We start from the raw sequence: 21,572 nt of genomic DNA on the forward strand, positions 1-21,572 counted from the left end.
GGACGGATTTAAGGGACGGGAGATCGTTTAGTCAATCGATCAATTAACTCTTGTGATGAGGCGCTGCTTGGGCTTATCTGCGCCCCGCTTCGAGCGGCAAACAGGGATCTTCCGTGGCGACCAGCGTACCGAACAGGCTCCCCAGCGGGAAGAATTCCACGGCGGAGAAATTGCTCGTGGCCGCGAGCGAGCTGATGATCGAGCGCTCCTCGATCGAGATCTCGCTGTCAGACATCGCGCAGAAGTCGGGCGCCAACGCCGCATTGGTCAAATATCATTTCGGCAACAAGGACGGCCTCCTGCTGGCGCTGCTCGCGCGCGATGCGGCGACCGAAATGTCCAATCTCGAATATTTGCTGGCGCAGCCGATCAATTCGACGGCGAAGCTGAAGCTGCACATCGCCGGCATCATCCGCGCTTATCACCGCTTCCCCTATATGAACCGGCTGATCCACTATCTCCTGCACGAGACCAGCGGGAGCTCAGCCGATGAAGTCTCGAAATTCTTCGTCGCCCCGCTCTTGGATTTCCACCGCCGGCTGCTCGCGGAAGGCGTGAGCCGCGGCGAATTCCGCCAGACCGATCCGGTGCTGTTCTACACCAGCCTGATAGGCGCCTGCGATCATTTGTTCTTCGGACGGCACGCGATGTCCCGCGCGACCGGCGTCGGCCCTGTTACCGACGACGTCTGCCGGCAATATATCAAGCACATGGAAACGCTGATCTGCGGCGGCATCCTCACGCAAGCCGGGGAAGCTGCCGCGGCCGGATAATCCGGCCATCACTCTCAAGTCTAGAGAAGAAACGCCCAAGGAAAGGTGCCTGTCATGGAATTGAAAGATGTAGCCGTTCTCATCACCGGCGGTGGTTCGGGCCTCGGTGAAGCCACCGCTCGCGCCATGGCGGCCAAAGGCGCCAAGATCGGCGTGATCGATCAGAACAAGGAGAACGCCGAGAAGGTCGCCGCCGAGGTGAAGGGCGTCGCGCTGCATGCCGACGTCACCAGCGAGGAGCAGATCAAGGCGGCAATCGCGAAAGCAGAAGCCGCGCACGGTGTCGCGCGCGTGCTGATGAACTGCGCCGGCATCGGCGGCTCGCAGCGCATCGTCGGCCGCGACGGCGTCTATCCGCTGGAGAAGTTCGCGCGCATCATCAACGTCAATCTGATCGGCACCTTCAACTGCCTGCGCCTGTTCGCCGAGCGCCTCGTCACGATCGAGCCCGTCGGCGAGGAGCGCGGTGTCATCATCAACACGGCGTCGGTCGCGGCTTACGAAGGCCAGATCGGCCAGATCGCCTATTCGGCTTCGAAGGGCGGCGTCGTCGGCCTCACCCTGCCGGCCGCGCGCGACCTCGCGAGCCAGAAGATTCGCGTCAACACCATCGCGCCCGGCCTGTTCTTCACGCCGCTGCTGATGGGCTTGAACGAGGAGGCCCGCAAGAGCCTGGGCGCCCAGGTGCCGCATCCCTCGCGCCTCGGCGATGCCAAGGAATACGGCGCGCTCGCCGTGCACATCGTCGAGAACGCGATGCTCAACGGCGAAACCATCCGTCTCGACGGTGCGATCCGGATGGCGCCAAGGTAGCTTCTTCCTTCTCCCCTTGTGGGAGAAGGTGGCGCGAAGCGCCGGATGAGGGGTTCTCTCCGAAGTCTCATCTGTGGAGACAGACCCCTCACCCAAGCGAGCATGTTGCAACGAGATACGTGCCCTCTTCCACAAGGGGAGAGGGCGCAGTAACAGCCATCTTCCGCGCGGATATGAGAGGCATGCATGTCCCAACCGCTGCTGATCGAGCATGACGATGGCGTTGACCGGGTAACGCTCAATCGTCCCGAACACCTCAACGCGCTCGATCCGGCGCTGATCGACGCGCTCAACGTTTATTTCCTGGGCCTGCAGCGCAATCGCGACACGCGCGTCGTGGTGCTCAGAGGCGCCGGCAAGAATTTCTGCGCCGGCCTGGATCTCAAGGCCGCGATGGCGCGCCGGGCCGGGCAGCAGGAGCCGCCCGGTGTCACGGAGTCGCTGGATTCGCAGCGGCGCATTGCCGACATCGTGATGCTGATGCGGCGCTGCCCGCAGCCGATCCTGGCGCTGGTGCAGGGCGCGGCGGCCGGCGGCGGCTTTGCGCTGGCGCTAGCCTCCGACATCCGCATTGCCTCGAAATCGGCGCGGATGAACTGCGCCTTCATCAAGCTCGGCCTCGGCGGCTGCGACATCGGCGCCAGCTATTTCCTGCCGCGGCTGGTCGGCGTGTCCGTCGCGTCGGAACTGATCCTCACCGGACGGTTCATCGGCGCCGAGCGCGCGCTCGCGGTCGGCCTCGTTTCCGAAGTCGTGGACGAGGACAAGCTCAATGATGCGGCCGAGCCCTATGTCGAGGCGATGATGACGGCTTCGCCCGTGGGCCTGCGTCTCTCCAAGGAGTGCCTCAACATGAGCGTCGATGCCGGGTCGCTGGAAGCCGTGATCGCGATGGAGGATCGCAACCAGGTGCTGTGCAGCCGTTCCGAGGAATTTTCGGAAGGCATCAGGGCCTTCCTTGAGAAGCGAAAGCCTGTCTATATCAAGCGCTGAACCAGAACGATCCGCAAAGGACGATAATTCCGGGAGACGCAAAATGAGTGGAAGCGCGGCGGCTGTGATGACGAAGCCCGCCTTTCGCAAGATCGAATGGCTTGCGCGCGACATCGACGTCGAGCGCCGCAACGACGGCACGGTGGTGCTGAAGTCGCGCATTCCGCTGCAGCCTTACGAGAAACACATTCCGGCATCGCTGGCGAAGTGGGCGACGCAAGCCCCCGAGCGCATCTGGCTGGCGCAGCGCGGCGGTCCCAATCGCGAATGGCGCAAGGTCTCCTATGCCGAAGCCAAGCGTATCGTGGATGCGCTGACGCAAGGTCTGCTCAATCTCGGGCTGGATGGCCGCCCCGTTGCGATCCTTTCCGGAAATTCGATCGAGCACGCACTGATGACGCAGGCGGCGATGCAGGCGCGCGCCCCGGCAGCGCCGGTGTCGCCGGCCTACTCGCTGATGAGCCACGATCACGTCAAGCTGAAATACCTGTTCGACCTGATCAAGCCGGCCGTATTGATGGTGCAGGACGGCCCGACCTTCGAGAAGGCGCTGAAGGCGCTCGATCTCGCCGGCGTCACCGTGGTGCACGTCGCCCGGCCCTGCGACGGCATCACAAGCGTCAGCTTCGCCGAGCTTGCGGCAACGCCGGTGACGAAGGATGTCGAGGCGTCGATCGCGAAGATCACGCCGGACACCGTCGGCAAGCTGCTGTTTACGTCAGGCTCGACCGGCATGCCCAAGGCTGTCATCAACACGCAAGGCATGATGTGCGCCAATGCGGCGATGATGATGCAGGTTCGCCCAAGGGATCCCAATGGTCCTGTTACGACCATGCTGGACTGGATGCCGTGGAACCACACGATGGGCGGCAATGCGGCGTTCCACCCGATCCTGGTCGATGGCGGCACGCTCTATATCGACGACGGCCGGCCGATGCCTGGCCAGTTCGAGGAGACGCTGCGGAATCTGCGCGAGATCTCACCCACCTATTACGCCAACGTGCCGGCCGGCTATGCCGCGCTCGCGGCGGCCATGGAGAAGGACGACGCGCTCTGTCGCTCCTTCTTCAAAAATCTCTCGATCATGGCCTATGGCGGCGCGCGGCTGCCGGACGATCTCTATGACCGCATGCAGGCCCTCGCCGTGAAGACCACCGGCGAGCGCATCGTGTTCTATACCGGCTGGGGCTCGACAGAGACCGCGCCGACCTCGACCGGCACTTATTGGGACACCGAGCGCGTCGGCCTGATCGGCCTGCCGTTCCCTGGCGTCGAATTGAAGATGGTGCCGTGCGGCTCGAAATACGAGCTGCGGCTGCGCGGAGTCAACGTCACGCCCGGCTATTTCGGCCAGCCGGAGCTGACGAAGAAGATGTTCGACGAGGAAGGGTTCTACTGCATCGGTGATGCCGGCATTTTCGTCGACGATTCCGATCCGGTGAAGGGCATCATCTTCGCCGGCCGTGTCGTGGAAGACTTCAAGCTCACCACCGGCACCTTCGTGCATGTCGGCTCGCTCCGAACCGATGCGATTGCGGCGGCAACGCCCGTCGTGCATGACGCGCTGGTAGCGGGACAGGACCGCGCCTTCATCGGCCTCCTGGCGTGGCCGAACCTGCATGCCTGCCGCCAGTTCGTCGGCAATCCCGATCTCAGCTTCGCGGACGCGGTGAGGCATCCCGAGGTGATCGCCTGTCTCAGGCGCGGGCTGGAGACGCACAACCGTGAGTGCGAAGGCGCCAGCAGCCGGATCATCGCGCGCGCGATGCTGATGGCCGAGCCGCCCTCGATCGACGGCAACGAGCTCACCGACAAGGGCTACATCAACCAGCGCGCCGGTCTGGAACGGCGCGCCGAATTGGTGGAGCGGCTTTATGCGGACAAGCCGGATCAGGATGTGATCGTGCTGAGATGAGTTGCGCAATTCTCTCACCTCGTCATTCCGGGGCGCGCGCTACGCGGCGCCCCGGAATGACGGCATCAATACAAGCGACAAACAATAAAAGGTAGCCCGCCATGAACTTCGACTTCTCCGACGACCAGAAACAGCTCCGCGACCAGGCGCGCAAGTTCCTCGCTGAGAAATGCCCACCCAAGGCGGTGCGTGTCGTGCTCGACGGCAAGGCGCCTTACGACAAGGAGCTCTGGAAAGGCCTCGCCGAGATGGGCTTTCTCGGCGTTGCCATTCCCGAGGAGTTCGGCGGCGCGGGCGCCGGCCATCTCGAGCTCTGCGTGATCGCGGAGGAGATGGGCCGGGCCAATGCGCCGGTGCCGTTCTCCTCGACCGTCTATCTTGCCGCCGAAGCGCTGCTGATCGCCGGCAGCGACGCGCAGAAGAAGAAATGGCTGCCGGCGATTGCCTCGGGCGAAGCCATCGGCACGCTGGCACTCTTCGAGGGCAAGGGCAATCCGTCGCCGAGGAACGTCAAGCTCACCGCTGCGAACGGCGTGCTCAACGGCGTCAAGAAGCCCGTTGCCGACGGCGCCATCGCCGATTTCGCGGTGGTTGCCGCGCGCACGGGATCGAGTGGGCGCGACAATGACATCTCGCTGTTCCTGGTCGACCTCAAGGCCGGGGGTGTCGAGGTCAAGAGCCTCACCAATCTCGATCCGACCCGCGGGCAGGCCGAGATCACGTTCAGGGACGCCAAAGCCGAGCCGCTCGGCGCCGCGGGTGAGGGCTGGGGTATTTTGACCCAAGTGCTCGATCGCGCCGCGGTGCTCTGCGCATTCGAGCAGGTGGGCGGTTCCGACCGCGCGCTGGAGATGGGCCGCGACTACGCGCTCGACCGCATCGCCTTCGGCCGCCAGATCGGTTCGTTCCAGGCCGTCAAACACATGCTCGCCGACATGTATGTCTCGGCGACGCTGGCGCGCTCCAACAGCTATTACGGCGCCTGGGCGCTCTCGACCAACGCGGCCGAGTTGCCGGAAGCAGCGGCTGCCGCCCGCATCAGCGCGACGCAGGCGTTCCAGCATTGCGCCAAGAACAATATCCAGGTTCACGGCGGCATGGGCTTCACCTGGGAGTTCGACTGCCACATGTACTACCGCCGCGCCAACGCGATGGCGCTGGGGCTCGGCAGTCTCAGCTATTGGGAAGACCAGTTGATCGACCGCATGCGCAAGAAGAACGCGGCTTAAGCCGATGTGCGTGTCCCGGACGCGATGCGGCGCGTAGTGCCGCTTCGCAGAGCCGGGACCCAGGGGCGCAATGGACCCCGGATCTGCAGCGCATCACTTCGTGCTGCGCAGCGTCCGGGGAATGAACCGAGAGAAAACAGATGAACTTCGACGACACTCCGCAGGAAGCCGAATTCCGCGCCACCGCGCGGGCCTGGATCGGCGCCAACGCTCCGAAGCAATACGAGGAGGAGCTGCGCAAATCCTCGCTTGGCCGCACCGTGCTCAAGAACGCCAATATCCTGGAAGTCGCAAAGGCGTGGCAGAAGAAGAAGGCCGATGCCGGCTGGGCCTGTCTGCACTGGCCGAAGGAGTATGGCGGCCGCGGATCGTCGCCGATCGAGCGTGTGATCTGGTCGCAGGAAGAGGGGCCGTTCGGCCAGCTCTCCCGCATGTTCATCATCGGTCACGGCATGTGCGGGCCGACCATGATGGCGTTCGCGCGCGAGGAGCACAAGCGCACCTACCTGCCGCCGCTCGCCTCAGGCGAAAAAGTCTGGTGCCAGCTGTTCTCCGAGCCGGCCGGCGGCTCGGACGTCGCGGGGCTGCGAACGCGCGCCGAGAAGGACGGCAATGACTGGGTGATCAACGGCCAGAAGATCTGGACCTCGGGCGCGCATTATTCCGATTACGGCATCCTCTTGACGCGCACGGATCCGACCGTGCCCAAGCACAAGGGCCTCACCATGTTCTTCCTGGACATGAAGAGCCCCGGCGTCGAGGTGCGGCCGATCAAGCAGGCGAGCGGGGCGTCCGACTTCAACGAGGTGTATTTCACCAACGTCCGCATTCCCGACCATCAGCGCCTTGGCGAGGTCGGTGACGGCTGGAACGTCTCGCTGACCACGCTGATGAACGAGCGCAGCGCGATCGGCGCGGCCGTCTCGACCGGTTTCCCTGAATTGTTCGAGTACTGCTCCAGCCTGATGCTCGACGACGGCCCGGCGATCGAGGATCGCGCGGTGCGCTCCAAGCTGGCGAACTGGGCAGTGAAGGCGAGCGGGCTGAAATACACCAGCATGCGCGCGATCTCGGCGCTGTCGAAGGGCGAGCGGCCGGGGCCGGAAAACTCCATCGGCAAGCTGGTGGCGGGATCGATGATCCAGGACGTCGCGACCTACGCGTTGGATCTGCAGGGCGCGGGCGGCGTGGTCAGCGGTGAGGATGGCGAGCTGGCCGGCCGTTTCCAGGCGATGCTGCTGCGCGCGCCGGGCACCCGCGTCGAAGGCGGCACCGACGAGATCATGCGCAACATCATCGCCGAGCGGGTGCTGGGTCTGCCCGGCGATATCCGTGTCGACAAGGACGTGCCGTTCAACAAGATCCCGACGAAGGGAAGAGGCTAGCCGTGTCCCGGACGCGGAGCGGTACGAAGTACCGCTCCGCAGAGCCGGGACCCAGAAAGCCAAAATGGGCCCCGGCTCTGCAGCGCACCGCTTCGCGCTGCGCAGCGTCCGGGGCACGAGAAAGGAGAGTTCGAAGATGAATTTCGACGACACCCCGCAGGAAGCCGCATTCCGCGAGACCGCGCGCAAATGGATCGACGCCAATGCGCCTAGGGAGCTGCATGCCGAGCTGTCAAAATCCTCGCTTGGCCGCATCCGCCTTGCCAGCCACGACATCGTCGATGTCGGCAAGGCCTGGCAGAAGAAGAAGGCTGATGCCGGCTGGGCGTGCCTGCACTGGCCGAAGGAATATGGCGGGCGCGGCGCGTCGCCGATCGAGAAGGTGATCTGGCAGCAGGAGGAGGGCGTCTATGGCAAGCTGACGCAGCCGTTCCAGATCGGCGAGGGCATGTGCGGTCCGACCGTGATGGCCTTCGGCAGCGAGGATGCGAAGCGCAGGTATCTGCCGAAACTCGCCTCGGGCGAGGAGATCTGGTGCCAGCTGTTCTCCGAACCGTCCGCCGGTTCGGACGTTGCCGGCTTGCGCACCCGTGCCGAGAAGAAGGGCGACAATTGGGTCGTCAACGGCCAGAAGATCTGGACCTCTGGCGCGCATTATTCCGACTATGGTCTTTTGATCGCGCGCACCGACCCGAACGTGCCCAAGCACAAAGGCCTCACCATGTTCTTCCTGGACATGAAGAGCCCGGGCGTCGAGGTGCGGCCTATCAAGCAGGCCAACGGCATGCAGGAGTTCAACGAGGTCTATTTTACTGACGTGGTCATTCCCGACAGCCAGCGGCTGGGGGCCGTCGGCGAGGGCTGGAGCGTCTCGCTGACCACCTTGATGAACGAGCGCATGTCGATCGGCGCGCGGCTCGCCACCGGCGTCCCTGAAATGTTCGAGTTCTGCTCAACGCTGATGCTGGAGGACGGGCTCGCCATCGACGATCCCGCCGTGCGCTCGAGGCTGGCGAGCTGGGCGGCGAAGTCGAACGGACTGAAATTCACCAGCTACCGCACCATCTCGGCACTGTCGAAGGGCGAGCGTCCGGGTCCGGAGAACTCGATCGGCAAGCTGGTCTCGGGCATGATGCTGCAGGACATCGCGACCTACGCCATGGACCTGCAGGGCGCGGCCGGCGTGCTCACCGGCAACGACGAGGAGACCGTGCAGGGCCAGTTCCAGCAGATGCTGCTGTCCTCGCCCTCGATGCGCATCGCCGGCGGCACCGACGAGATCCTGCGCAACATCATCGCCGAGCGCGTGCTGGGCCTGCCCGGCGACATCCGCGTCGACAAGGACGTGCCGTACAACAAGATCCCGACCAAGGGGCGGTGATTGCCATTTTGCGGGGTGGTTACGCCTTCGGGCTAACGCACCCCTGCGAGGCCAATAGCGAGTAGATCCATGGACGCAAAAGTGAGCCAGACCCAAAACCGCATCGGCGTGCTCGAAGAGCTGCTCAACGAGCGCTATTCCGTCCGCGCCTTCCTCCCCAAGCCGGTCGATCGCGCGACCATCGAGCATGTGCTGACGACGGCACAGCGCACTGCGTCCTGGTGCAACAGCCAGCCCTGGCAGGTCATCATCGCCAGCGGCGAAGCCAAGGAGCGCTTCCGCAAGGCGATCTACCAGGAAGCCTCAGGCGGCCTCGGCGACGACTATGATTTCACGCCGCCGCGCGAGTATGTCGGCGTCTATCTCGACCGCCGCCGCGAAAGCGGTTTCCAGCTCTACAATACGCTCGGCATCGCCCGTGGCGACAAAAGCGCATACGCCAAGCAGGCGCTGGAGAACTACAATTTCTTCGGCGCGCCGCATGTCGCCATCATCCACACCAACGAGCCGCTCGGCATCTACGGTGCGATCGATTGCGGCGCCTATGTCTCCAATTTCATGCTGGCCGCGCAGGCGCTCGGGCTCGGCACGATTCCGCAGGCAGCGCTGGCGCGGCATTCCGGCCTGATCCGCCGCCACTTCGATCTGCCCGACGACCGCCGCGTCGTCTGCGGCATCTCGTTCGGCTATGCCGACCACGCGCACAAGGTCAACAGCTACCGCACCTCGCGGGCGAGCGTGGCCGAGACCGTGACCTTCGTGGACGAGTGATCGGCAGCGTCATCCGTCCTGCAGACGCGCGAAGGCGGCCGTGGGAACGGCCGCCTTCATCTTCATTTGAGCCCGATTGACGCCGGCCGTCAGCCGCCGCTGCCGCCGATCACGGCCCGTACGGTCTCGTCCGGGCCAAAATCCTCGGCGCCGTCCACATAGAGCAGCGCGGCGAGCTTCGAGCGCGCACGGTTCACGCGGCTCTTGATGGTGCCGACGGCGCAGCCGCAGATCGAAGCCGCGTCCTCGTAGGAGAAGCCGGAGGCGCCGACCAGGATCAACGCCTCACGCTGGTCCTGCGGAAGCTTCTCGAGCGCCGTGCGAAACTCCTCGAACTCGAGATGCGCGTTCTGCGACGGCTGTGTCTTCAGCGTCTTGGCGTAGTTGCCTTCGGCGTCCTCGACCTCGCGCCGCCGCTTGCGATAGTCCGAGCGGAACAGGTTGCGCAGGATCGTGAACAGCCACGCCGGCAGGTTGGAGCCGGGCTGGAACGAGTCGATGTTGGCAAGCGCGCGGAGCAGCGTCTCCTGCACCAGATCATCGGCGCGGTCCGCATTGCCGCTGAGCGAAATGGCGAACGCACGCAGACTGGGTACGGCCGCCAGGATGTCGTTACGCAGGGAGTCCGTGAGAGGCATTAATCCCTCCCATTGTTGTTGTCGTTAGATCCCCCGTCATTTTCCACTTGGGGTGCCGCTCCCTGGGCATCAAGCTTCTTGATCAGTTCCGCGAACCGATCCGGAACCCCCTGCCGCACCACGTCATCATACATGGCGCGCAGCTGATGCCCGATCCGGGATTGAATCTCCGGAGTGAGCCCTCCCTTGCCGGGGGTCGTGCTTCTGGTTGCTTGTGACTTGAGATCTTTCATGACCTGTTCCACGTTTCCCCGAGTTAAGTGACTGTAAAATCGAGAAGTTTTCTCAACCGGGAGCCGTTCCCTGGATAGGCTCAATTCCAGGTTCGAGAAAAAGTTCCGCCTCCAGCGGAACTTTTGTTGGGCTGAGGCGTAAACAGCCCAGCAGGGGAACCGGGCCCCCCGCGTTGCCAGGATGGCCCGAAGATGAATGGAGTGGGGATGTCCCGTTCACAGCTCGTTGCTGAACACTTGCCGTTGTTGCGCCGGTATGCGCGCGCCCTGACGGGCAGCCAGGCCTCCGGTGACGCCTATGTCGCCGCCATGTTGGAAGCCATGCTGGGGGACCCGTCGGTACTCGACGAGAGCCATGGGCCGCGCGCCGGGCTGTTCCGCCTATTCACCCAGATCTGGAATTCGGTCTCCGTCAACGACGATTCGGAGGTGACGACCCTGCCAATGCCGCCGGAGCGGCGGCTGTCGAACATCACGCCCCTGCCGCGGCAGGCCTTCCTGCTGCTCTCGCTGGAGGGATTCTCGGAGGAAGAAGTCGGCTACATCCTCGGCACCGACGTCGCCGAGACCCGGCGGCTTGCAGACGCTGCGGGCCGTGAGATGGCGGCCGAGATCGCGACCGACGTGCTGATCATCGAGGACGAGACCTTCATCGCCATGGACCTCGAGAGCCTGGTGAAGAATCTCGGCCACAACGTCGTCGGCGTCGCGCGCACCCATGCCGATGCGGTCGCACTGGCCAAGAACAAGCGGCCCGGCCTGATCCTCGCCGACATCCAGCTCGCCGACGGCTCCTCGGGCCTGGACGCCGTCAACGAGCTGCTGCGCACGTTCGAGGTGCCGGTGGTGTTCATCACCGCCTACCCGGAGCGCTTCCTCACCGGCGAGCGCCCCGAGCCGGCGTTCCTGATCTCGAAACCGTTCCAGCCCGCGATGGTGTCGGCGGTGGCGAGCCAGGCGCTGTTCTTCCAGCGCAACTCGCGCAACCGCACGCCGAAGGCGCCGGCGGCGTAAGGCAAGCGCCGTTCGTGGAATGATTTAGTCCGGCGTGCCGCAAGGCACGCCGGACTTTTTCGTGCCGTCTGCAGCGCTTGACGCGCATCGGCTGCGCCGCTCATACCACTTGCATGATCCTCGTCGGAGACATGCCATGGACCAGCAACTGCTCGATCGTCTCGCCATCCGCGATCTCGTCGAGAACTGGGCGGTCTGGCGCGATGCCGGGGACTGGGAGCGGTTTGCCACGGTCTGGCACGAGGAGGGCTGGATGTCCGCCACCTGGTTTCAGGGACCGGCGCGGGATTTCATGCGCGTCAGCCAGGAGGGGTTCGCCAAGGGTGTGCGCATCCTGCATTTCCTCGGCGGCACCAGCATCGACCTTGCCGGCGAGCGGGCCATCGCCCAGACCAAGATGACGATTTCGCAGCGCGCTCTTGTGCATGACGTGCTGTGCGACGTCGTCTGCACAGGGCGGTTCTACGATTTCCTGGAGAAGCGGCAGGACCCATCAGGAGTTGGGAAATGGGGGATCGTGCGCCGCCAGCCGATTTATGAAAAGGACCGCATCGACCCGGTCGACCCCGCAGCATCCCTTCGTCTCGACCAGACGGCGCTCGCCGCGCTGCCCGAAGGCTATCGCCACCTCGCCTACATGCAGGAGCTGATCGGCTACAAGGTCAAGCGCGACATGCCGGGCCTGACCGGGCCCGAGGTCGAGAAGCTCTATGGCGAGGGGCGGGACTGGCTGGCGGGCAAATAACGTGACCCAAGTGAACCCCAGACAAAAGTAAGGCGCGACTGGCATCACCACAGTCGCGCCCTACGTCGCCGGCTTATGGGGCAGGGGGGAATAGCCGGCTGCAGAGACGACTCCTGTCCGCGGGAGTCGTTCCAGGCCTTGCGAAATATTTTGCGCACCCTGCTGCATTTTCCGCACACGGTTAAGTGATCGCAATCACTGAGAACCCCCGATCCTTTATTCGCGTTGTTCCCGCGATCGCCATGGGGCGAGGGACAGACAGTCATGTCACAGATTCATAAGGTATTTTTGGGCGCCGTCGCGGTTGCCGCAACCCTTTGCGCGGCGCAACTGGCCTCCGGCCATGATCTGGCCGACCGCTGGCAGGCGGTCGCCGATGTGCCCACCCTGGGCTCGAAATACGCCCCGAGCCAAAACGTCTCAGGTCAAAACGTCCCAAGCCATAACGTCAATCGCGCCGGCAAGGCCGACCGCCTCGCCGAGCTCAAGCCGGCCGCGGTTCCCACCCGGACCGTCTCGATGCGGCTGAACGATCTCGCCGACACCTCGGTGCTGCTGCGGGTCCCCGCGGTGATCGAGACCGGCAACGCCAAGCCGCCGACGCTGCTGCAGAACCAGAAGAAGGTGCGCAGCAGGCCGACGATCGCCTGCGAGCCAATGGTCAGCTCGCTGACCGAGGTCGCAAAGCTGCTTCAGCCCGGTCGCTGTGTAACCTGATCCGCCGCGCCATCGGACAGATCGCCCTTCCGCCGGCAGGGCGATTCTCCGTGTCCACTTGATCCCCTGTCGCCTCGCGTTATATCCCGGGTTTCTTCCCTTTCATTTGACCGGGTAAACGCATGACGACGTCCGATACGGCTGTGCATACGCAGCCCTTCCAGGCCGAGGTTTCCGAGCTTCTGCACCTCATGGTGCACTCCGTCTATTCCGAGACCGATATCTTCCTGCGCGAGCTCGTCTCCAACGCCTCCGACGCCTGCGACAAGCTGCGCTACGAGGCAATTGCCAGCCCGGCGCTGCTGGGCGAGGGCGACGCGCTCAAGATCCGCATCATTCCCAACAAGCAAGGCGCGACGCTCACGATCGCCGACAATGGCATCGGCATGGAGCGGCAGGAGCTGATCGATCATCTCGGCACCATCGCCCGCTCCGGCACCAAGGCGTTCGTGTCGAAGCTGAAGGAGGCCAAGGACGGGCTCGGCCTGATCGGCCAGTTCGGCGTCGGCTTCTATTCCGCCTTCATGGTCGCCGAGAAGATCGTCGTGGTCAGCCGGCGCGCCGGCGAGAGTGACGTCTGGACCTGGACGTCCTCCGGCGGCTCCGGCTTCGAGATCGCCCGTGCCAGTGAGGAAGAGGCGGCACGCGTGACCCGCGGTACCGAGATCGTCCTGCACCTGAAGGATGACGCCAAGAAATATCTCGAGGCCTACGAGATCGAGCGCATCGTCCACGCCTATTCCGACAACATCCTGTTTCCCATCGAACTCGTGCCGGAAGAAGGCGATCCGCGCCAGATCAATTCGGCGAGCGCGCTGTGGCAGCGCTCGAAATCCGAGCTGACGGCGGAGGACTACAAGAAGGCCTATCAGCAGATAGCGTCCGCCTTCGACGATCCCGCGATGACGCTGCATTACCGTGCCGAAGGCCGCTACTCCTACGCTGTGCTGCTGTTTGCGCCCTCGACCAAGCCGTTCGACCTGTTCGAGCCGAACCGCAAGGGCCGGGTGAAGCTTTACGTCCGCCGGGTCTTCATCACCGATGATGCCGATCTGCTGCCGGGCTATCTGCGCTTCATCCGCGGCGTCGTCGACAGCGAGGATCTCCCGCTCAACATCTCCCGGGAGATGCTCCAGAACAATCCGCAGCTCGCGCAGATCCGCAAGGCGGTGGCGACCCGCGTCGTGTCCGAGCTCGAAAGCCTCGCCGAGAAGGATCCGGACAATTTTGCCAAGATCTGGGACGCGTTCGGCGCGGTGCTCAAGGAGGGCATTTACGAGGATTTCGAACGGCGCGAAAAGCTGCTGGCGCTGTCCCGCTTCACCACGACGTCGGGCGAGAAGCGGTCGCTGAAGCAGGTCATCGCCGATTTCAAGCCGAACCAGACCGAGATCTACTATCTCGTCGGCGACAGCATCGAGCGGCTGAAGTCCAATCCTCGGCTCGAGGCGGCAACCGCGCGCGGCATCGAGGTGCTGCTGCTGTCCGATCCCGTCGACGCCTTCTGGACCTCGATGCCGTCGGAGTTCGAAGGCAAGCCGCTGAAGTCGCTAAGCCAGGGCGATCTCAATCTCGACCTGATCCCGCGCGTCGACGAGGCGGACGAGGCGAAGAAGGAAGAGCCGGCCGCGGACGAGGCCGCCACCATCGCCGTGATCAAGGCCTCGCTCGGCGAGCGCGTCGGCGACGTCAAGGCCTCGACGCGCCTCACCAGCTCGGCCTCCTGCCTCGTCGCCGACAGCCAAGGCCCGAGCCGCGAGCTCGAGCGCATCCTGTCGCAGCAAAACCGGGGCATGCGCACCAAGCCGATCCTCGAGATCAATCTGCGCCATCCGCTGGTGACCGCGCTCACCAAGGCGCAAGCCGGCTCGAATGTGGTCGACGATCTCAGCCTGCTCCTGCTCGAACAGGCGCAGATCCTCGACGGAGAATTGCCGGAAGACCCAGCGGCGTTTGCCGCGCGGCTGAACCGGCTGGTGTTGCAAGGGCTCGGCGCATAGCACCGCAGGTGCCAGCGCTCACCTTGCCGTCATCTGTGCCTAGGAACAGTCGCCGCCGGCCTCGTGTTATGCCATAGCAGGCCGTCGGCATCAGACCCGCCGACGCCGTCGATTCGAGGATTAAGTCCATGCGCCTGTCGATCTTGACGCTCACTGCGATTGCCGCGCTGTTCGTCGCGGCCGATGCCAGTGCCCAGACCTATGATCCGCGCTATCCCGTGTGCATGCACGTCTACACGCCCGGCGGCGGCTTCGGCGGTGGCGGCGGCGACTATTTCGACTGCTCCTTCACCTCGCTTCCGCAGTGCCGTGCGACCGCCTCGGGCCGCTCGGCCAGCTGCGACCTCAACCCCTATTATGCCTTTGACCAGCCGCCGCCGCGCAAGCGCCACAAGAAGGTCCAGTAACAATCCCGATGCAGCGTCCAGGAATATCGTTCATGCGTCTCTCGTTCGGCTTGATCATGACCGCCGGCGCGCTGCTCACGGCCGCGCCGTCTCACGCGCAGACCTTTGATCCGCGTTACCCCGTTTGCATGCACGTCTATTCAGGTGCGAACGGAGGAGGTGGGGAATGGTACGATTGCTCCTTCACCTCAATTCCACAGTGCCGCGCCACCGCTTTCGGCCGCTCCGCGATCTGCGATCTCAATCCGTATTATCCGGTCGAGGCGCCGGCATCACATCTTTCCCGCAAGCCGCGCGGCCGCTAGCCTCCCCGCTCTCGTCGCCTGCAACGTTGCGCCAAGTCAACGCGCGCAATGCGTTTCTGGGCATCCTCATCGCGTAGCCCGACGTCAGGAGTCCGGCATCATGCCGGCCCTGTCGGATCGGGCGCATGAAGCGAGGAGATTTCCATGAACTGGTGCACCCTCAAGGCGCTCATCGGCTCGACCCTTGTCATGATCGCCTTCCAGCCGGCCCGCGCGGACGTGCTCGCGCGCTACGAATGCAGCATAGCCGGCTTCTTCACCCAGGAGCCGATTGGCGACCGGGCCGATCACAATCTGGTGGCGCAGGACTATGTCTGCGTCGGCGTCGAGGGAATCTTCAAAGGCGCAGTTTATTCCGCGTCGAATGTCGTCGAGTGGGACGGTCCCAAGGCAACGATGCTGATCGGTAGCGGGGTCCACCGCATTCCCGGCGGACGCCTCATCACGCAGCTCACCGAAGGTTCCGCCCAGGCCGTGATGAAGGACGGCAAGCCCGTCGGGGTCGCATCCTCGGGCAAGGGACTCGTCAAGTTCGCATCCGGTCCATTTGCCGGGCTGAACGGTAAGACGGTCCAGTTCGTCACGAAGCCCATCAATCCGATCCGGTTCGATCTCGAATTCACGGCGGATTGAGGCGGCGCGAAACTCGGCTATCGCAGTTGGTCGGTGCTCGGGGAACGGCTACTCCTCCTGATCCCCGACAACTCCACCACCTTGCGCCAGCGGTCGGTTTCGGCCGTCAGCATGCCGCCGAATTCACTGGCGTTGCCGTGGAGCGGGATGGCGCTGAGTTCGGCGATGCGGGCCTTGATACCGGGATCGGACAACGCAGCGTCGATCTCGCGATTGAGCAGGTCGACGATCTCGCGCGGCGTGTCGCGCGGGGCGCCGACGCCGTAGAACGAGCTCGTCTCAAAGCCGGGCAGCGTGTCGGCGATCGCGGGAATGTCGGGCAGGATCTCCGAGCGCTAGCGCGTGGTGACGCCGAGCGCGCGCAGCTTGCCGGCGCGCACCAGCTCGAAGGACGAGGTGACGTTGTCGAACATGCCCTGGATCTGCCCGCTCATCACGTCGGTCAAGCCCGGTGCCGATCCACGATAGGGGACGTGGGTGAACTCAACGCCGGCCATCGACTTGAACAATTCGCCCGAGAGGTGCAGCGAGGTGCCGATGCCCGAGGAGGCAACCGATATCTTGCCGGGATTGGCCTTGGCGTAGGCGATGAAGTCGGCGACGGTTTTCACCGGCAGGTCGTTGTTAACGACCAGAACCAGCGGAATTCGTGCGACGCCGGCGACCGGCGCGATGCCCTTGGCGAAATCATAGGGCAGCGCCGGATCGAACGAGGCATTGATCGCATTGGCGGTCGAGGTCAGCAGCAGCGTGTAGCCGTCGGGGGCGGAGGTGATGACCGCCTGCGTCCCGATATTGCTGCCGGCGCCCGGCTTGTTCTCGACGACGAAGGTCTGGCCGAACCGATCGGACAGCCGCTGGCAGAGCAGTCGCGACAGCAGGTCGGTTGCGCCACCCGGGGCATAAGGCACCACCCATTTCACGCTGTGCGAGGGATAGGAGGGATTGCCGAGTGCAAAAGCGCGCGGCGCGGCGAGCGCAGCCGCGGCGCAGGCCGCGGTCTGAATGAAATGTCGTCTGGTGATCATGGCGGTCTCCGCTTCACCTCGTCCCGCCTGCGGGGCGGGGGGCACGCGCAGCGCGCCTGACAATTGGAATTGCTATCGCAAGAATTGCGCTGCGGCGCACGCCGATCCCATGGGCTTGGTAAAGGATCACTAGAGTTAATCGCGCACTAACGGAGTTTTACCTTGTCCCTTAACACCTGGGCAAAGCGCGCGGGTTAGATTGCCGGACATCAGCGGACGGCCCGAAGAGTGAACAATATGACCACCGGTGTCATCGAGCAGCCGAAAGTCGCGCGCGCGCCGTCGGCTTCAAAGATCTGGTTGAAGGCCATCGAGCTCACCGCGCGGATCGAGACTCTGCCAGGCCGTTTGTTCGCCGACGTCGTCGACGATTGGGCGCAGCGCCAGCCCGACCGCGTCGCGCTGCTGATGGATGACGCAAGTCTCGACTATGCAGGCCTGTCGAAGCGCATCAACCGCTACGCGCGATGGGCGCGCTCGGCCGGCGTGACCAAGGGTGAGACCGTCGCGCTGATCATGCCGAACGGCATCGACTACGTCGCCGCATGGCTCGGCATCAGTCGGGTCGGCGGTGTGGTCGCGCTCCTCAACACCAGGCTGGTCGGGCTCTCGCTCGCGCATTGCATCGACGTCGCCAAGCCTTCGCATATCATCGTGGCGCATCGGCTGACGGAGATGCTGGAGGGCGCAGCGCCGCATCTGAAAACGCAGGCCAAGGTCTGGACGCATGGCGATGCCCGCAGCGAGCGAGCCATCGATGTCGCGCTGGCGGCGCTGGACGATGCTCCCCTTTCGCCGGAGGAGCATGGCGAGGTCACCATCAACGACCGTGCGCTGCTGATCTACACTTCCGGCACCACGGGCCTGCCGAAGGCCGCCAGCATCAGCCACCGCCGTATCCTCAATTGGGGCTTTTGGTTCGCCGGTCTCACCGGCGCGGGACCGCAGGACCGGCTCTATGATTGCCTGCCCTTGTTCCATTCGGTCGGCGGCATCGTCGCGCCCTGCAGCATGCTCGCGGCCGGCGGCTCGGTGGCGATCGCCGAGAAATTCTCGGCCTCTCATTTCTGGTCCGACATCGTCCGGCACGACTGCACGCTGTTTCAATATATCGGCGAACTCTGCCGCTACCTGCTGAAGGCTGCGCCGTCGGAATACGAGAACCGCCATCGTCTCCGCCTCGTCTGCGGCAACGGCCTGCGCGGCGACATCTGGGAAGACTTCCAGGATCGTTTCGCCATCCCCCGCATCCTCGAATTCTATGCGGCGACGGAAGGCAATTTCTCGCTGTTCAACGTCGAGGGACAGCCGGGCGCGATTGGGCGCATCCCGCCGCTGCTCGCACATCGCTTCCCGGCCAATCTCGTCAAGCTCGATCCTGATAGCGGCTTGCCGCTGCGCAACGACGAGGGATTTTGCCTCGCCTGCGCCCGTGGCGAGGCCGGCGAAGCCATCGGCCGCATCGGCACTGCCGATGAAGGCGGCGGCCGCTTCGAGGGCTATACCGATGCTGGCGAAACCGAGAAGAAGATCCTTCGAAATGTCTTTGCCAAAGGCGATGCCTGGTTTCGCACCGGCGATCTGATGCGGATCGACGACAAGGGGTTCTTCCATTTCGTCGATCGTATCGGCGACACGTTCCGCTGGAAGGGCGAGAACGTCGCGACCTCCGAGGTGAACGACGCGATGCGCGATTTCACCGGAGTGGTCGACGCCACCACCTATGGTGTCGGCATCCCAGGTGCCGACGGCCGTGCCGGCATGAGCGCGATCGTCGTCAACGAGGGTTTTGACATTGCGGCATTGCCCGCGCATCTCGCGCAGCGCCTGCCGGCCTATGCACATCCCGTCTTCATCCGCATTTCGCGCGAGCTCGATGCGACCGAGACGTTCAAGCAGAAGAAGGGCGACCTGTCGCGGGAAGGCTTCGATCCCGCTGCGATCTCCGATCCGCTGTTCATGGTCGACCCGAGATCCGGAGCCTACGTCCCGTTGGACGGCGAGGCTTATGCACGAATCCTGGACGGCTCCATCAGGCTGTAAACCCGGCAAAATCCGCAGATAGGTCCAATTTTATCTGAATTGTCCAAGAAGCCATTTACTTCTCTCGGGTAAACAAGCCGCCATGGGGAGGCGGCCAGCAAGAGCCGCCGCAACACCAACGAATAACAAAGCGAGCCAGCCATGTCGGTAAGGTCTAAGGTCATCGAGGCGATCCAGCAGATCGCCAAGGAGCAGAACGTCACGCTTCCCGCACTTTCGGACGATCTGTCGCTGCACGAGACGGGCTTCGACTCGCTCGCCTTCGCCATTCTGGTCGCCCGTCTCGAGGACGACACCGGCGTCGACCCCTTCACCATCTCCGAGGACGCAGCATTCCCCGCCACCGTGGGCGATTTCGTGCGGGCCTACGAAAATGTCCCCGCGTGAGATCTTTGCACTCCGCGACCATCTCGGCGCGGAGCTGAAAGGCCGCTCGATCTCCGACGCGCATCACGTCGTGTCGCTGACCGACATCCTGTCGCAGACGGTCCTCGGTGGCCGCCTGCATGAATTGTCGGGCCGCTCCGTGCTGCTCAAATTGTCCGACCAGCTCCGGTCGGGCCTCGCCATGATCGAGCTTGACGGCATCGCGCGCCGCATGCTGCTGTGCCCGCCCGATCTCAACCCTGATCATCTCGACGCGCTGATCGCGGATGCCGGGATCGATGCCGTCGTCACCGACGAGCCCGATCGCTGGGCCAATTGGGGCGTTGCGCTCGTCGTGACCGCGCAATTGCCGCTCGAAACCACCGCGCCGGCCAAGACCGAACGCGCCACGGAATGGCTGATGCTGACCTCGGGCACCTCGGGCGTGCCGAAAATCGTCGGTCATACGCTGGAAGCGCTGACCGGTGCCATCGTCGCCGACGGCCCCGCGCGCGGACCTGTGCCGGTCTGGGCGACGTTCTACGACATCCGCCGCTATGGCGGCCTGCAGATATTCCTTCGCGCAATCCTCTCCGGCGGCTCGATGGTGTTGTCGGACCCGCATGAGGTGCTCGGCGATCACGTCGCGCGGCTGAAGGCGCGGGGTGTCTCGCACATCTCCGGCACGCCGTCGCACTGGCGCAAGCTGCTGATGAGCGGTTCGGCCGCGCAATTTACCCCGGCTTACGTCCGCCTCTCCGGTGAAATCGCCGACCAGGCGGTGCTCGACGGATTGAAGGCGGCATTCCCCAATTCCTCCGTCGGTCACGCCTATGCCTCGACCGAAGCCGGCGTCGGTTTCGCCGTCAATGACGGGCTGGAGGGCTTTCCGGCCGACTATCTCGGCAATCGCAACGGCGTCGAGATGAAGGTGGTCGACGGCTCGCTCCGGATCCGTTCGACGCGTACCGCGCATGCCTATGTCGGCCGCAGCGCCGCGGCGCTCACCGATGACGACGGCTTCGTCGACAGCGGCGACATCGTCGAGCTGCGCGGTGACCGCTACTATTTCGTCGGCCGCCGCGGCGGCATCATCAATATCGGCGGATTGAAAGTCCACCCCGAAGAGATCGAGGCGGTGATCAACCGCCATCCCGACGTGCGGATGTCGCGCGCCAAGTCGCGGAAGAGCCCGATCACCGGCGGCATCGTGGTTGCCGACGTGATCCTCACTGAGGGCACTGATCCGGCGCGCGCGAAAGAGATCCGCGACCAGATCCTGGCGCGGTGCCGCACACAGCTCGCGTCGCACAAAGTGCCGGCGGTGATGCGCTTCGTCGAGGCGCTCGACGTCACTCCGGCCGGAAAACTGGCGCGAACCGATGCATAATGTCCTCGTCACCGGCGGCAGCCGCGGCATCGGTCTTGCGATCGGCAAGCGCCTCGTGGGCGCCGGCTATAACGTGATCGCGGCGGCGCGGCGCGAAAGCGACGAGCTGAAGGCGGCGATCGCCGAATCCGGCGGACGGCTGCATTTCCGCGCCTGCGACCTCGCGGTGATCGACGCGATCCCGGCTTTCGCAAAGCTCGTGCGCGACGAGTTCGGCCCGGTCTACGGCCTCGTCAACAATGCCGGCCTAGGCACCGAAGGCCTGCTCGCCACCATGCATAATTCCGCGATCGAGGCGCTGGTGCAGCTCAACGTGCTGTCGCCGATCATCCTCACCAAATATGTGGCGCGGCAGATGATGGCGGACGGCACCGGGCGCATCATCAACATCTCCTCGATCATTGCGACGACCGGCTATAACGGCCTGTCCGTCTATGGTGCGACCAAGGCGGCTGCGACCGGCTTCACCCGCTCGCTGGCCCGCGAGGTCGGCAAGGTCGGCATCACCGTCAATGCGATCGCGCCGGGCTTCATCGATACCGAGCTGACGCATAATCTGTCCGATGAGGCGCGCAAGCGCATTGCCGGCCGCAGCGCGCTGCGCCGCCTGCCGGAGACGGACGACGTCGCGCGGATGGTGGAATATCTGCTCGGGGAGGGCGGCCGCAACGTCACCGGCACCGTGTTTACCATCGACGCGGGGAATACGGCATAGGCGGAACCCGGCCGGCATCATTGTGTTGATCCGGCACAATGACATTCAGCCGGATTTGGTCGTAAGATGCCCCGCAAT

21 protein-coding genes and 1 pseudogene are annotated in these 21,572 nt (G+C 64.3%); 19 read left to right on the forward strand and 3 right to left on the reverse strand.

The genetic code is table 11. The features are described from left to right. The first annotated feature begins 170 nt into the window (after positions 1-170). The 8 genes from AC0WRY_RS04695 (at position 171) to AC0WRY_RS04730 (ending at position 9,260) form a co-directional block, all read left to right on the forward strand. Entirely contained in the window at positions 171-773 is a 603-nt protein-coding gene (locus AC0WRY_RS04695) for a TetR family transcriptional regulator (protein WP_491123443.1), read from the forward strand. Positions 774-827: 54 nt separating this feature from the next. Next, complete coding sequence (locus AC0WRY_RS04700) at positions 828-1,586, forward strand: SDR family NAD(P)-dependent oxidoreductase (RefSeq protein ID WP_128954145.1); 759 nt, start codon at positions 828-830, stop codon at positions 1,584-1,586. Positions 1,587-1,772: 186 nt separating this feature from the next. Beyond that, the gene (locus AC0WRY_RS04705; RefSeq protein ID WP_491122728.1) at positions 1,773-2,579 is read left to right on the forward strand and encodes an enoyl-CoA hydratase/isomerase family protein; all 807 of its coding nucleotides are present in this window, start codon (positions 1,773-1,775) and stop codon (positions 2,577-2,579) included. A gap of 43 nt (positions 2,580-2,622) precedes the next feature. Beyond that, entirely contained in the window at positions 2,623-4,494 is a 1,872-nt protein-coding gene (locus tag AC0WRY_RS04710; protein WP_491122729.1) for an AMP-binding protein, read from the forward strand. A gap of 101 nt (positions 4,495-4,595) precedes the next feature. After that, the gene (locus tag AC0WRY_RS04715) at positions 4,596-5,723 is read left to right on the forward strand and encodes an acyl-CoA dehydrogenase family protein (protein WP_194405888.1); all 1,128 of its coding nucleotides are present in this window, start codon (positions 4,596-4,598) and stop codon (positions 5,721-5,723) included. 140 nt (positions 5,724-5,863) lie between these two features. Continuing rightward, positions 5,864-7,108, forward strand: a complete 1,245-nt coding sequence (locus AC0WRY_RS04720) for an acyl-CoA dehydrogenase (protein WP_194405889.1) — start codon at positions 5,864-5,866, stop codon at positions 7,106-7,108. A gap of 136 nt (positions 7,109-7,244) precedes the next feature. Then, entirely contained in the window at positions 7,245-8,489 is a 1,245-nt protein-coding gene (locus AC0WRY_RS04725) for an acyl-CoA dehydrogenase (protein ID WP_194405890.1), read from the forward strand. 69 nt (positions 8,490-8,558) lie between these two features. After that, positions 8,559-9,260, forward strand: a complete 702-nt coding sequence (locus tag AC0WRY_RS04730; RefSeq protein ID WP_211418653.1) for a nitroreductase — start codon at positions 8,559-8,561, stop codon at positions 9,258-9,260. 89 nt (positions 9,261-9,349) lie between these two features. Here AC0WRY_RS04730 and AC0WRY_RS04735 read toward each other — a convergent pair whose 3' ends face one another. Together AC0WRY_RS04735 and AC0WRY_RS04740 are read right to left on the reverse strand one after the other, a co-directional pair. Further along, a complete protein-coding gene (locus tag AC0WRY_RS04735) occupies positions 9,350-9,898 on the reverse strand; it encodes a sigma-70 family RNA polymerase sigma factor (RefSeq protein WP_011090521.1) in 549 nt (182 codons plus the stop codon). After that, positions 9,898-10,131: a NepR family anti-sigma factor gene (locus AC0WRY_RS04740; RefSeq protein WP_164937475.1), complete on the reverse strand. Its 234-nt coding sequence runs from the start codon at positions 10,129-10,131 to the stop codon at positions 9,898-9,900. The genes AC0WRY_RS04735 and AC0WRY_RS04740 overlap by 1 nt, the downstream gene beginning before the upstream one ends. A 207-nt stretch (positions 10,132-10,338) precedes the next feature. On the opposite strand from AC0WRY_RS04740, the gene AC0WRY_RS04745 reads away from it, so the two are divergent. The 7 genes from AC0WRY_RS04745 to AC0WRY_RS04775 all read left to right on the forward strand — a co-directional run bounded on the left by AC0WRY_RS04745 (position 10,339) and on the right by AC0WRY_RS04775 (position 15,952). Further along, on the forward strand, positions 10,339-11,145 hold the full coding sequence (locus AC0WRY_RS04745; RefSeq protein ID WP_026201627.1) for a response regulator: 807 nt from the start codon (positions 10,339-10,341) through the stop codon (positions 11,143-11,145). Between the two features lie 136 nt (positions 11,146-11,281). Beyond that, positions 11,282-11,890: a nuclear transport factor 2 family protein gene (locus tag AC0WRY_RS04750; RefSeq protein ID WP_491122730.1), complete on the forward strand. Its 609-nt coding sequence runs from the start codon at positions 11,282-11,284 to the stop codon at positions 11,888-11,890. 264 nt (positions 11,891-12,154) lie between these two features. After that, positions 12,155-12,607, forward strand: a complete 453-nt coding sequence (locus AC0WRY_RS04755; RefSeq protein ID WP_194405893.1) for a hypothetical protein — start codon at positions 12,155-12,157, stop codon at positions 12,605-12,607. 122 nt (positions 12,608-12,729) lie between these two features. Continuing rightward, positions 12,730-14,607, forward strand: a complete 1,878-nt coding sequence (htpG, locus tag AC0WRY_RS04760; RefSeq protein WP_491122731.1) for a molecular chaperone HtpG — start codon at positions 12,730-12,732, stop codon at positions 14,605-14,607. A 128-nt stretch (positions 14,608-14,735) separates the two neighbouring features. Further along, positions 14,736-15,014, forward strand: a complete 279-nt coding sequence (locus tag AC0WRY_RS04765) for a DUF3551 domain-containing protein (RefSeq protein WP_194405895.1) — start codon at positions 14,736-14,738, stop codon at positions 15,012-15,014. A 32-nt stretch (positions 15,015-15,046) separates the two neighbouring features. Next, positions 15,047-15,319, forward strand: coding sequence for a DUF3551 domain-containing protein (locus AC0WRY_RS04770; RefSeq protein WP_194405896.1), 273 nt, complete (start codon positions 15,047-15,049; stop codon positions 15,317-15,319). A 144-nt stretch (positions 15,320-15,463) separates the two neighbouring features. Further along, on the forward strand, positions 15,464-15,952 hold the full coding sequence (locus AC0WRY_RS04775; protein WP_194405897.1) for a hypothetical protein: 489 nt from the start codon (positions 15,464-15,466) through the stop codon (positions 15,950-15,952). 17 nt (positions 15,953-15,969) lie between these two features. Here AC0WRY_RS04775 and AC0WRY_RS04780 read toward each other — a convergent pair. Further along, positions 15,970-16,980: pseudogene (locus AC0WRY_RS04780) on the reverse strand (Bug family tripartite tricarboxylate transporter substrate binding protein). 228 nt (positions 16,981-17,208) lie between these two features. Here AC0WRY_RS04780 and AC0WRY_RS04785 point away from each other — a divergent pair. From AC0WRY_RS04785 to AC0WRY_RS04800, 4 genes are all read left to right on the forward strand, one after another. Then, a complete protein-coding gene (locus AC0WRY_RS04785) occupies positions 17,209-19,023 on the forward strand; it encodes a long-chain-acyl-CoA synthetase (protein WP_194405898.1) in 1,815 nt (604 codons plus the stop codon). 141 nt (positions 19,024-19,164) lie between these two features. Next, on the forward strand, positions 19,165-19,410 hold the full coding sequence (locus tag AC0WRY_RS04790) for an acyl carrier protein (RefSeq protein ID WP_194405899.1): 246 nt from the start codon (positions 19,165-19,167) through the stop codon (positions 19,408-19,410). Further along, the gene (locus tag AC0WRY_RS04795) at positions 19,397-20,779 is read left to right on the forward strand and encodes a class I adenylate-forming enzyme family protein (RefSeq protein WP_491122732.1); all 1,383 of its coding nucleotides are present in this window, start codon (positions 19,397-19,399) and stop codon (positions 20,777-20,779) included. The genes AC0WRY_RS04790 and AC0WRY_RS04795 overlap by 14 nt, the downstream gene beginning before the upstream one ends. Next, on the forward strand, positions 20,772-21,494 hold the full coding sequence (locus AC0WRY_RS04800; RefSeq protein ID WP_194405901.1) for an SDR family NAD(P)-dependent oxidoreductase: 723 nt from the start codon (positions 20,772-20,774) through the stop codon (positions 21,492-21,494). The genes AC0WRY_RS04795 and AC0WRY_RS04800 overlap by 8 nt, the downstream gene beginning before the upstream one ends. Positions 21,495-21,572: the final 78 nt, after the last annotated feature.

It is taken from the genome of Bradyrhizobium sp. T-12 (assembly GCF_058314695.1).